The following is an 11,826-nucleotide window of genomic DNA, read 5'->3' as shown; positions in this document are numbered from 1 at the left end:
GCCGCAGCGGGAGCCGCAAGGCTCCCGCTTGCTAACCTGATAGGTGTTACATGGCAGGCGCAAAAGAGATTCGCAGTAAGATTGCGAGCATCAAAAGCACGCAAAAGATTACCAGCGCCATGGAAAAAGTGGCGGTCAGCAAAATGCGCAAGGCACAAATGCGCATGGCTGCTAGCCGTCCTTATGCGGAGCGCATCCGCCAGGTTATTGGGCATCTGGCCAACGCCAACCCGGAATACCGCCACCCGTTCATGATCGACCGCGAAATCAAGCGTGTTGGTTATGTCGTAGTGAGCAGTGACCGTGGTCTGTGCGGTGGCTTGAACACCAACCTGTTCAAGGCCCTGGTCAAGGACATGGCGGTAAACCGCGAAAACGGCGTCGAGATTGATCTGTGTGTCGTTGGTAGCAAGGGTGCGGCCTTTTTCCGCAACTTCGGCGGTAACGTCGTTGCAGCTATCAGCCACCTGGGTGAAGAGCCGTCGATCAATGATCTGATCGGCAGCGTCAAGGTGATGCTGGATGCCTATCTGGACGGCCGTATTGACCGCCTGTCCGTGGTGTCCAACAAGTTCATCAACACCATGACGCAACAGCCTACCGTGGAGCAATTGATTCCACTGGTGGCAACCCCGGATCAAGACCTCAAGCACCACTGGGACTATCTCTACGAACCGGATGCCAAAGAGCTGCTTGACGGCTTGATGGTCCGCTACGTTGAGTCGCAGGTCTACCAGGCGGTGGTCGAGAACAACGCGGCTGAACAAGCTGCGCGGATGATCGCGATGAAGAACGCTACCGACAACGCCGGTGATTTGATCAGCGATTTGCAGCTGGTCTACAACAAGGCGCGTCAGGCTGCGATCACCCAAGAGATCTCGGAAATCGTCGGCGGCGCTGCCGCGGTTTAACGGTTCAAATATTCAGAGGATCCAGCTATGAGTAGCGGACGTATCGTTCAAATCATCGGCGCCGTTATCGACGTGGAATTTCCACGCGACAGCGTACCGAGCATCTACAACGCGCTGACTGTACAGAGCGCGGCCGGGACCACCCTGGAAGTTCAGCAGCAGCTGGGCGACGGCGTGGTTCGTACCATTGCGATGGGTTCCACCGAAGGCTTGAAGCGCGGTCTGGACGTTATCGACTCTGGCGCAGCCATCTCCGTACCGGTCGGTAAAGCGACTCTGGGCCGGATCATGGACGTTCTGGGCAACCCGATCGACGAAGCCGGTCCAATCGACACCGAAGAGCGTTGGGGCATTCACCGTCCAGCACCTTCGTTCGCTGAACAGGCAGGCGGCAACGACCTGCTGGAAACCGGCATCAAGGTTATCGACCTGGTTTGCCCGTTCGCCAAAGGCGGTAAAGTCGGTCTGTTCGGTGGTGCCGGTGTAGGCAAAACCGTAAACATGATGGAACTGATCCGTAACATCGCCATCGAGCACAGCGGTTATTCCGTGTTCGCCGGTGTGGGTGAGCGTACTCGTGAGGGTAACGACTTCTACCACGAGATGAAGGATTCCAACGTTCTGGACAAAGTGGCACTGGTTTACGGTCAGATGAACGAGCCGCCGGGTAACCGTCTGCGCGTAGCACTGACCGGCCTGACCATGGCCGAGAAGTTCCGTGACGAAGGTAACGACGTTCTGCTGTTCGTCGACAACATCTATCGTTACACCCTGGCCGGTACTGAAGTATCCGCACTGCTGGGCCGTATGCCTTCGGCAGTAGGTTACCAGCCGACCCTGGCTGAAGAGATGGGCGTTCTGCAAGAACGTATCACTTCGACCAAGGAAGGTTCGATCACTTCGATCCAAGCGGTATACGTACCTGCGGATGACTTGACCGACCCGTCGCCAGCGACCACCTTCGCCCACTTGGACGCCACCGTCGTTCTGTCCCGTGACATCGCTTCCCTGGGTATCTACCCAGCGGTCGATCCACTTGACTCGACTTCGCGCCAGCTGGACCCGAACGTAATCGGCCAGGACCACTACGACACCGCTCGCGGCGTTCAGTACGTTCTGCAGCGTTACAAAGAACTGAAGGACATCATTGCGATCCTGGGTATGGACGAGCTGTCGGAAGCCGACAAGCAGTTGGTAAACCGTGCTCGTAAGATCCAGCGCTTCTTGTCGCAGCCGTTCTTCGTGGCTGAAGTCTTCACCGGTGCATCGGGTAAATACGTTTCCCTGAAAGACACCATTGCTGGCTTCAAAGGCATCCTCAACGGTGACTACGACCACCTGCCAGAACAAGCGTTCTACATGGTTGGCGGCATCGAAGAAGCGATCGAGAAAGCCAAGAAACTGTAATCCCGGCGCCCGGCAACGGGCGCTAATTTAGGTTGAGGCAATCAGATGGCTATGACAGTCCATTGCGATATCGTCAGCGCGGAAGGAGAAATCTTTTCCGGTCTGGTCGAGATGGTGATTGCGCACGGTGCACTGGGTGATCTTGGTATCGCTCTGGGTCACGCGCCGCTGATCACTAATCTGAAGCCAGGGCCGATCCGCCTGGTCAAGCAGGGCGGGGAAGAGGAGGTGTATTACATCTCCGGTGGTTTCCTCGAGGTTCAGCCGAACATGGTCAAGGTTCTTGCCGACACCGTGCAACGTGCTGCCGACCTGGATGAAGCCTCCGCTCAGGAAGCCGTTAAGGCTGCCGAGAAGGCCTTGCATGAACGTGGCGCGGAATTCGATTACGGTTCTGCTGCCGCACGTCTGGCCGAGGCGACAGCTCAGCTGCGCACCGTCCAGCAGATCCGCAAGAAGTTCGGCCATTAAGGCAGCGCTTGTTGTGTGATTGATTAAAAAGGGTAGCCTCGGCTACCCTTTTTTCTTTTCCGTTTTTTAAACCCGGTCGCAGCCGCTGACCACCCAGGATTGGTAGCCAGTCATGTCTCTTGAAATCGTTATCCTCGCTGCTGGCCAAGGCACGCGTATGCGCTCGGCGTTGCCGAAAGTCCTGCATCCGATTGCCGGCAACTCGATGCTTGGCCATGTTATCCACAGCGCCCGTCAACTTGATCCACAACGCATTCATGTGGTGATTGGCCATGGCGCCGATGCCGTGCGTGAACGCCTGGCGGCAGATGACCTGAATTTCGTCCTGCAGGACAAACAACTGGGTACTGGCCACGCGGTTGCCCAGGCAGTGCCGTTCATCAAGTCCGATACGGTGCTGGTCCTGTACGGCGACGTGCCGTTGATTGAAGTCGAAACCCTGCAACGTCTGCTCAAGCAGGTCGGTCCGCAGCAATTGGGTCTACTGACTGTCGAACTGGATGACCCGACCGGGTACGGTCGCATCGTTCGTGATGGCGCCGGCAAGGTAACCGCCATCGTCGAGCAGAAAGACGCCGATGAAGCCCAACGCCAGATCACCGAAGGCAATACCGGCATCCTGGCATTGCCTTTCGCTCGTCTCGGCGACTGGATGAGCCGACTGTCCAATAACAATGCTCAAGGCGAGTACTACCTCACCGACGTGATCGCCATGGCGGTCAGTGATGGTCTGGTCGTTGCCACTGAGCAACCTCACGACGCCATGGAAGTGCAGGGCGCCAACGACCGCAAGCAGCTTTCCGAACTGGAGCGGCACTACCAACTGCGTGCCGGTCGCCGCTTGATGGCCCAGGGTGTGACGCTGCGCGACCCGGCACGTTTCGACGTTCGCGGCGAAGTGACCGTAGGCCGCGATGTGCTGATCGATATCAACGTGATCCTCGAAGGCAAAGTCGTCATCGAAGACGATGTGGTGATTGGTCCGAACTGCGTGATCAAGGACAGTACCCTGCGCAAAGGCGTACAGATCAAGGCCAACAGCCATATCGAAGGCGCGATTATGGGCGAAGGTAGCGATGCCGGTCCTTTTGCACGCTTGCGTCCAGGCTCCGTGCTGGAAGCGCGTGCCCATGTGGGTAACTTCGTTGAATTGAAGAATGCTCATCTGGGTGAAGGCGCCAAGGCTGGTCACCTGACTTACTTGGGCGACGCCGAGGTCGGCGCGCGGACCAACATCGGCGCCGGTACCATCACCTGCAATTACGACGGTGCCAACAAGTGGAAAACCGTGCTGGGCGAAGACGTGTTCATCGGTTCCAATAACTCGTTGGTGGCACCTGTGGATATCCTCGACGGTGCAACCACGGCGGCGGGTTCGACCATCACTTCGACTGTGGATAAATCCCAGTTGGCCATCGGGCGTGGCCGTCAGAAGAACATCGATGGCTGGAAGCGTCCGGTTAAGATCAAGAAAGTCTGAGTTATCCACAGAATCTGTAGGAACTGGCTTGCCGGCGATTTCGGTGCATCAGATACACCGTGTCGCCAGAATCGCCAGCAAGCCGGCTCCTACAGTTATCCACAGCGCCTTTTTATCGGCTCACGCTTGACGAAGTTTCGCCGATAGGTTTTGATTGCTTCCGTTATCTTTCGAATCGAAACTTAATCGAACATGTCGAAGCGCAACACGCCACAACGCCGTCACAACATTCTCGCCTTGCTCAATGAGCAGGGCGAAGTCAGTGTGGATGCGCTGGCCAAGCGTTTCGAAACCTCGGAAGTTACGATTCGCAAGGATCTGGCGGCACTCGAAAGCCACGGTTTGCTGCTACGTCGTTACGGCGGCGCTGTCACCATGCCTCAAGAGCTGGTGGCCGAAGTCGGTCAGCCGGTTTCCAGGTACAAACAAGCCATTGCCCGCGCCGCCGTTACACGGATTCGCGAGCATGCCCGGATCATTATCGACAGTGGCAGCACGACAGCGGCGATGATTCCGCAACTCGGCCAGCAGCCGGGTCTGGTGGTGATGACCAACTCCCTGCATGTCGCCAATGCCTTGAGCGAACTCGAGCATGAACCGGTGCTATTGATGACCGGCGGCACATGGGACCCGCATTCCGAGTCCTTTCAGGGGCAGGTAGCTGAGCAGGTCCTGCGTTCCTACGACTTCGATCAGTTGTTCATCGGAGCCGATGGCATCGATCTGGTTCGCGGTACGACCACCTTCAATGAATTGTTGGGCTTGAGCCGGGTCATGGCCGAAGTCGCCCGCGAAGTCGTTGTAATGGTGGAGGCCGACAAAATCGGCCGCAAGATTCCTAACCTGGAGCTGCCCTGGAGCAGTGTCCATACCCTTATTACCGATGATCGCCTGCCGCTGGAGGCACGGGATCAGATTCAGGCCCGCGGTATCACTTTGATTTGCGCGGCAGTCAGTCAGGAGAAATAGCATGTGCGGAATTGTCGGTGCAGTTGCGGAACGTAATATCACTGCCATCCTGGTCGAAGGCTTGAAGCGTCTGGAATACCGTGGGTATGACAGCGCGGGCGTGGCGGTCTACACCAATGACGAAAAACTCGAACGCCTGCGTCGTCCGGGCAAGGTCAGCGAACTGGAACAGGCACTGGCCGAAGAGCCGCTGGTTGGCCGCCTGGGTATCGCCCACACCCGCTGGGCTACCCACGGCGCGCCGTGCGAGCGCAACGCGCACCCGCATTTCTCCGGTGATCTGGCGGTGGTGCACAACGGCATCATCGAAAACCACGAAGCCCTGCGTGAGCAGCTCAAGGCTTTGGGCTATGTGTTCACCTCTGACACCGACACCGAAGTCATCGCTCACCTGCTGAACCACAAACTCAAGGACCTGCACGACCTGACCGTTGCCCTCAAGGCAACAGTGAAGGAGCTGCACGGTGCTTACGGTCTGTCCGTTATCAGCGCCAAGCAACCAGACCGCCTCGTCGCTGCCCGTAGCGGCAGCCCACTGGTAATCGGCCTGGGCCTGGGTGAAAACTTCCTGGCATCCGACCAGTTGGCCCTGCGTCAGGTTACCGACCGCTTCATGTACCTGGAAGAAGGCGACATCGCCGAAATCCGTCGTGACAGCGTGCAGATCTGGGATGTGAACGGCCAAGCGGTCGAGCGCCAGACGGTGCAATACAGCGACGGTGCCGAAGCCGCCGACAAAGGCGAATTCCGCCACTACATGCTCAAGGAAATCCACGAGCAACCGGCCGTGGTGCAACGCACCCTGGAAGGTCGTTTGAGCCAGAACCAGGTTTTGGTGCAGGCGTTCGGTCCGCAGGCTGCCGAGCTGTTCGCGAAAGTGCGCAACGTACAGATCGTGGCGTGCGGTACCAGCTATCACGCCGGCATGGTCGCCCGTTACTGGCTCGAAGAGCTGGCCGGCATTCCTTGCCAGGTCGAAGTCGCCAGTGAGTTCCGCTACCGCAAAGTCGTGGTCCAGCCTGATACGCTGTTCGTCACCATCTCTCAGTCGGGCGAAACCGCCGACACCCTGGCCGCCCTGCGCAATGCCAAGGAACTGGGTTTCCTCGCCAGCCTGGCGATCTGCAACGTCGGCATCAGCTCGCTGGTGCGCGAGTCCGACCTGACCCTGTTGACCCAGGCTGGTCGTGAAATTGGCGTGGCCTCGACCAAGGCCTTTACTACCCAGTTGGTCGGCTTGCTGCTGCTGACGCTGTCCCTGGGCCAGGTTCGTGGCACTTTGGGCAAAGACGTCGAGGCTACTCTGGTCGAAGAGCTGCGTCGCTTGCCGACTCGCCTGGGCGAAGCGCTGGCCATGGACAGCACTGTGGAAAAAATCGCCGAGCTGTTCGCCGAGAAAAACCACACCCTGTTCCTCGGTCGTGGCGCGCAGTTCCCGGTGGCGATGGAAGGGGCACTCAAGCTCAAGGAAATCTCCTACATCCACGCCGAAGCGTACCCGGCGGGTGAGCTGAAACACGGCCCGCTGGCGCTTGTGGATAACGACATGCCGGTGGTTACCGTAGCGCCGAACAACGAGTTGCTGGAGAAACTGAAGTCCAACCTTCAGGAAGTCCGCGCCCGCGGTGGTGAGCTGATCGTCTTCGCTGACGAACAGGCTGGCATGACCAACGGCGAAGGCACGCATGTTATCCACATGCCGCACATCCACGACATCCTGTCGCCGATCCTCTACACCATCCCGTTGCAGCTGCTTTCGTATTATGTCGCTGTGCTGAAGGGCACCGACGTAGACCAGCCGCGCAACCTGGCGAAGTCGGTCACTGTGGAATAAGTTATCCACAGGTGGTTGAGCTGCATGGTCCTTGAAAGTTATTCAAGACCGTTAGCTCAACGCAACATGACGGGGCGACAACATCGCCTCGTCATGCTTTTCCCATATCATTCCTGTACAGCCATCCCCTCCGCGACCCGTTCAACCATCATCTGGCTCGAACGGCCTGCAGCTGAGCATCAATTGGTGACCAGCAGTTCCGGGCCGAGGTAGTTGTTGATCTGGTCGATATCGTCGTCACCCAGGCTGCCCACCGAAGACGCCAGGCGCAGGCGCGACATCAAATAACGCAACTTGGCATCGAACAGATCGTGGCGCGCAACGAAGAGCAGCTCTTCGGCATTGAGCACGTCCGAGTTGGTGCTGGTGCCGCCTTCCTTGAAGCCCTTGCGTGTCGAAAGCAGTGAGCGCTCGTTGGACGCTACGGCCTTCTCCAATGCGCGAATACGTTTGGCTCCGCTCTGTATGCCTTGATACTCACGGGTGGTTCCGGTGATGACTTCCTGTCGTGCGGCGTCGAGTTCGTTCAGGGCCTTATCGCTATTGGCGCTGGCCTGACGTGTCAACGCGCTGACGCCGCCCCCGGCGAACAGTGGGACATTGACCTCCAGCCCGATTGAGCCGTAGTGGTTGCGTTGATTCAATTCGGAGAGTGATTGACTCTCACCGGCGGTGTAGCCGGCGATGAAATCCAGTGTTGGCCAGTGGCCGGCCCTGGCACGATTCACTTCTTCTTCGGCGAGGTCGCGGCTGTAACGGCGCGCATGGATCAGCGGGCTATCGACCTGGGCTTTGACCAACCAGTCTTGCAGGTTGCTCGGTATCAGCGGTGGTGTCTCGAAGTCCGGGCGCAAGGTGGTCAGCGATTCCGGGGTTTCACCGATATATTCCTCAAGTTTGCGGCGGGCGTTGACCAGGTTGTCTTGTGCTTCGATCAGCTCGGCTTCGGCGAGGTCGCGGCGAGCGGCGGACTCGTCAATGTCGGTTACGGTGCCGGCCCCCAGCTCCATGCGCCGTTTCGCCGAGGCGAGTTGCTCATCGAAAGCACTCAATTTGGACTTGGCCAGGACGATGGTTTCGCTGGCCAGGAGCACGTCGAAATAGCTTTCGGCCAGGCGCACTGCGGAATCCTGGCTCTTGGCATCGAATACCGCGCTGCTGTAGTCGGCACGTTGCTGACCCTGACGGTACTCGGCCATCTTCTGCTTGTTGAACAGTGGCTGGCGCAGGCGCAGGTTGGCGCCCTTGGAGTCGTAGTCGAGATCTCTCTCGATGCCGCTCTGGCGTTGGGAGCCATTGACCTTGTTGTCGTAGGCCGAGGCATTGATCTGCGGTAGCAGGCCGGCCTTGCCAATGGCGCGGTTTTCCTGGCCGGCTTCTTTTTCATGCACGGCGGCCTGGTAGATCGGGCCTTGGTACTGCAACAGATCCCAGGCTTGTTTGAGGTCCATGGCGCTGGCCGGCAGGGCCAGCCCTAGCAGGCAGTAGAGCAGGCAATGACGGTCCATTTCATTGTTCCTTGAATGAGCTGTCCACACGTTCGAGCATTGGTTTAAGAAGATAGCTCATCATGTTGCGTTCGCCGGTCTTGATGGTGACGCTGGCGGGCATGCCGGGGCGAATGTGGTTGCTGCCAAGCAGGCTCATCCCTTCGGGCGTTACTTCCACCTGGGCCAGATAGAACGGTTGCTTGCTTTCCTCGTCCATCAGACGGTCGGCGGAGATGGTCTTCACGCGGCCGGGGATGTTTGGCGTCTTGGCATGGTTGAAGGCCGGGAAGGAAATGTCCACGGGCAGGCCGGGGAACATTTTGTCGATGGCCTGCACGGGAATCATCGCGTCGACCTGCAAAGGTTCGTTGACCGGAACGATTTCCATGATCTTGAAGCCGGGCTGAATGACCCCGCCGACGGTGGCAATGCTCAGGCCTTGGACCATGCCATCGATTGGCGACCGAATAACGGTGTGGGTCACTTCATAATCCAGTGCGCGCAAGCGATCCGCCAGGGTGGTGTTTTCCTTGGCGGTCTCGGTCAGTTGCGATTCGACCTCCTTCAGGTAATCGTGCTGGCGCTGCAAGATGCGCAGTTTGATTTCAGTGGTCTGGCTACGCACGCGGGCGATGTTGTTGAGGTTCTCGGCCTGGCCGGCGGAGAGGTCGGCGTTACTGCGTTCCAGCTCAAGCAGACGGTTTCGCGGCACGTAGCCTTCGGCTGACAGCACGCGGGTGCCTTGCAGTTCCTGGTTGAGGAAACTGATCTGCGAGGAGCGGGCACTATAGACCTGCTGCAAGCCCTTGAGCTGTATCGCCGACGCTGCCAGGGTTTCCTCCAGGATGCTGATTTCGCCAGCGAGCCCGGCGCGCCGGGTGTCCAGCAGACGCTGCTGCAGGTCCATGGCGGCCACAAGGCGGTAGTCATCCTTGTAGCGCTTGAGCAACTCGGGATCGAAGTTCACTACGGCGCGGCCGTCACGTTCCGCTTCCAGGCGGTTTTCCACCGTCTTGCTGACGATGTACTGGGCGCTGAGCGCACCCTGTTCGGAAACGGCACGCAACGAGTCGAGGCGCACCACCTCCTGGCCTTTTTTCACTATATCGCCTTCGCGAACGAGTATGGCTTCCACGGTGCCGCCGCTCAGATGCTGCACGGCTTTGCGATTGCTGGTGACTTTGACCGTGCCTGTCGCTACCACGCCGGCATCCAGCGGCGCGAGCCAGGACCACAGGAGGAAGCCGCCAAAGCCAGCGATCACCAGCCATATGCCCCACCGCGCAGGTTTACCGACGTCCAGATCGACGACGCTGCGGGGATCGGCTGGAATCATTTCGGTGTGTTGGCTCAGTTGCATGATCGGTCACTCCCGTGCTTTGACGGAGGTCAGCGGGGTCGATGCGCCTGCCGGCATGACACTGGCCTTGCGCAGCGCTGCGAATACTTCATCGCGAGTACCGAGCATCTGCACACCACCGTCGCGCAGCATCAGTACCTTATCGACGGCGCAGAGTACGTTGGGACGGTGGGAAATCAGAATGACGGTGGCGCCACGGCCCTTGAGTTCGGCCAGTGCATCGACCAAGGCCTTTTCGCCGACGTCGTCGAGGTTGGCGTTTGGCTCATCCAGCACGATCAGGTTGGGTTCGCCATACAAGGCGCGAGCCAAGGCAATGCGTTGCTTCTGGCCACCGGAAAGCGGGCTGCCATCGGTGCCAAGACGGGTGTCATAACCCTGCGGGAAACGCAGGATCATCTCGTGCACTCCAGTGATCTTGGCGGCGCGAATAACAGCTTCGCTGTCCACCTCGCCAAAGCGCGCAATATTGTCGGCAATGTTGCCTTCGAATAGCTCCACATCCTGTGGCAGGTAGCCGAGCCAAGGTCCAAGTTCACCCTTGTTCCAGGTGAATATATCCGCGCCGTCCAGGCGCACTTTGCCGGCCTGTGCCGGCCAGACGCCAACCAGCAGGCGGGCGAGGGTGGATTTTCCCGAAGCGGACGGACCGATGATGCCAAGGCTTTCGCCGGGGACAAGGCTGAAGCCCACGCCGCGTAGAATCGTGTTGTTGGTACCTGGGGCTCCGGCATACACATTCTCCACCGCCAGCATCCCCTGTGGCCGCTGCAGCGACATGCTCGGTGGCCGGCGCGGAAAGTCGTGGAGCATCTCGTTGAGCCGGCCCCAGGCCGAACGGCAGCCGAGCAGTTGCTTCCACGAGGCGATGACCTGTTCCACCGGGCCCAGTGCGCGCCCGGTGAGGATCGAGCAGGCAATCATCATCCCGGGGGTGATCTTGCCTTCGATCGCCAGCAGCGCGCCGGCGCCGAGGATAAGCGACTGCAAGGTGATGCGTACGAAGCGTCCAGTGCTGCTGATCAAGGCCGCGCGGTCGGAGGCCAGGGTCTGCATTTCCAGAATGCGCAAATGGCTTTGGAACCAGCGCTTGCTGATCGATGGCAGCATGCCCATGGCCTCAATGACCTCGGCATTGCGCAGATTGTTGTTGGCATATTGGGCAGAGGACATGGCGGCCTGATTGGCTTCGGCCAAGGGCTTTTGCGTCGCCTTTTCAGTCAGATAAGCCAGGCCCATCAGAATCAGCGAGCCGATCAGCGTGAGCAATCCAAGTATTGGGTGGATCAGGTAGGCGACCAGCAGGTAGATCGGCGTCCACGGTGCATCGAAGAAAGCGAACAGGGAATTGCCGGTGACGAACTGACGAACCTGGGAGAGATCTTGCAGGGCCTGAGCCGGATTACCCCCGGCGCGGCTCAAATTGCGCTCGAACGCAGCATTGAAAATGCGTCGGTTGAGGTCCATATCGAGGCAGTTGCCAACCCTGATCAGCACGCGGGTGCGGATCATTTCCAGGGTGGACATCAGCAAGAACAGACCTACCACCAGCACGGTCAACATCGTCAGCGTCGTGACGTTGCGACTGACCAAGGCTCGATCATAGACCTGCAGCATATAAATGGCTGGCGTCAACATCATGACGTTTATCACGCCGCTGAACCCTGCCAACAAGTAAAAACTGCGGCGCATGCGAAAGAGAGCGTCGGACAGTTCGGAACGGATGCTCGACTGCTTGGGCATTTTGATCCTCCCACTTCGAAAAGCGGTTGCCCTGGTGGCGCAACAGCTAATAGCAAATGTAGTCCCTGGAACCGCTTTTGGACACGCAGGCTGGTCGCTCTATGGATGGCGAGTCTTTCCGAAATCTCTGCGTTGCTCCCTTATGGAGCAGCGTAGGTGGC

General features: G+C 58.8%; 9 protein-coding genes. 6 read left to right on the top strand and 3 right to left on the bottom strand.

Annotation, left to right across the window (positions count from 1 at the left end):
• Window positions 1-50 precede the first annotated feature (50 nt).
• The 6 genes from atpG (at window position 51) to glmS (ending at window position 7,072) form a co-directional block, all read left to right on the top strand.
• Window positions 51-911, top strand: a complete 861-nt coding sequence (atpG, locus tag AC07OG_RS02115) for a F0F1 ATP synthase subunit gamma (RefSeq protein ID WP_008045673.1) — start codon at window positions 51-53, stop codon at window positions 909-911.
• Window positions 912-938: 27 nt separating this feature from the next.
• Window positions 939-2,318, top strand: a complete 1,380-nt coding sequence (atpD, locus tag AC07OG_RS02110; RefSeq protein WP_038980433.1) for a F0F1 ATP synthase subunit beta — start codon at window positions 939-941, stop codon at window positions 2,316-2,318.
• A gap of 45 nt (window positions 2,319-2,363) precedes the next feature.
• Entirely contained in the window at window positions 2,364-2,789 is a 426-nt protein-coding gene (locus AC07OG_RS02105) for a F0F1 ATP synthase subunit epsilon (protein WP_028620319.1), read from the top strand.
• A gap of 112 nt (window positions 2,790-2,901) precedes the next feature.
• The gene (glmU, locus tag AC07OG_RS02100) at window positions 2,902-4,269 is read left to right on the top strand and encodes a bifunctional UDP-N-acetylglucosamine diphosphorylase/glucosamine-1-phosphate N-acetyltransferase GlmU (protein ID WP_060540273.1); all 1,368 of its coding nucleotides are present in this window, start codon (window positions 2,902-2,904) and stop codon (window positions 4,267-4,269) included.
• Between the two features lie 192 nt (window positions 4,270-4,461).
• On the top strand, window positions 4,462-5,238 hold the full coding sequence (locus AC07OG_RS02095; RefSeq protein ID WP_495066101.1) for a DeoR/GlpR family DNA-binding transcription regulator: 777 nt from the start codon (window positions 4,462-4,464) through the stop codon (window positions 5,236-5,238).
• A 1-nt stretch (window position 5,239) separates the two neighbouring features.
• Window positions 5,240-7,072 (top strand): glutamine--fructose-6-phosphate transaminase (isomerizing), encoded by a 1,833-nt coding sequence (gene glmS / locus AC07OG_RS02090; protein ID WP_218423464.1) that lies wholly within the window; start codon window positions 5,240-5,242, stop codon window positions 7,070-7,072.
• A 179-nt stretch (window positions 7,073-7,251) separates the two neighbouring features.
• On the opposite strand, the gene AC07OG_RS02085 is transcribed toward glmS, so the two are convergent.
• From AC07OG_RS02085 to AC07OG_RS02075, 3 genes are read right to left on the bottom strand one after another with little or no spacing between them, the layout of a single operon-like run.
• The gene (locus tag AC07OG_RS02085; RefSeq protein ID WP_495066100.1) at window positions 7,252-8,580 is read right to left on the bottom strand and encodes a TolC family outer membrane protein; all 1,329 of its coding nucleotides are present in this window, start codon (window positions 8,578-8,580) and stop codon (window positions 7,252-7,254) included.
• Between the two features lies 1 nt (window position 8,581).
• A complete protein-coding gene (locus AC07OG_RS02080) occupies window positions 8,582-9,922 on the bottom strand; it encodes an HlyD family type I secretion periplasmic adaptor subunit (protein WP_495066099.1) in 1,341 nt (446 codons plus the stop codon).
• 6 nt (window positions 9,923-9,928) lie between these two features.
• Window positions 9,929-11,665, bottom strand: coding sequence for a type I secretion system permease/ATPase (locus AC07OG_RS02075; RefSeq protein ID WP_495066098.1), 1,737 nt, complete (start codon window positions 11,663-11,665; stop codon window positions 9,929-9,931).
• Window positions 11,666-11,826 lie beyond the last annotated feature (161 nt).

This window comes from Pseudomonas sp. GW821-FHT09H03, assembly GCF_059415945.1.
Note: the sequence above shows the minus strand (reverse complement) of the source record. Positions and strands in the feature narration are given on the sequence as shown.

Coding starts and splice junctions, on each gene's coding strand:
- atpG (WP_008045673.1), top strand. CDS start 51: ATGGCAGGCGCAAAAGAGATTCGCAGTAAGATTGCGAGCATCAAAAGC.
- atpD (WP_038980433.1), top strand. CDS start 939: ATGAGTAGCGGACGTATCGTTCAAATCATCGGCGCCGTTATCGACGTG.
- AC07OG_RS02105 (WP_028620319.1), top strand. CDS start 2,364: ATGGCTATGACAGTCCATTGCGATATCGTCAGCGCGGAAGGAGAAATC.
- glmU (WP_060540273.1), top strand. CDS start 2,902: ATGTCTCTTGAAATCGTTATCCTCGCTGCTGGCCAAGGCACGCGTATG.
- AC07OG_RS02095 (WP_495066101.1), top strand. CDS start 4,462: ATGTCGAAGCGCAACACGCCACAACGCCGTCACAACATTCTCGCCTTG.
- glmS (WP_218423464.1), top strand. CDS start 5,240: ATGTGCGGAATTGTCGGTGCAGTTGCGGAACGTAATATCACTGCCATC.
- AC07OG_RS02085 (WP_495066100.1), bottom strand. CDS start 8,580: ATGGACCGTCATTGCCTGCTCTACTGCCTGCTAGGGCTGGCCCTGCCG.
- AC07OG_RS02080 (WP_495066099.1), bottom strand. CDS start 9,922: ATGCAACTGAGCCAACACACCGAAATGATTCCAGCCGATCCCCGCAGC.
- AC07OG_RS02075 (WP_495066098.1), bottom strand. CDS start 11,665: ATGCCCAAGCAGTCGAGCATCCGTTCCGAACTGTCCGACGCTCTCTTT.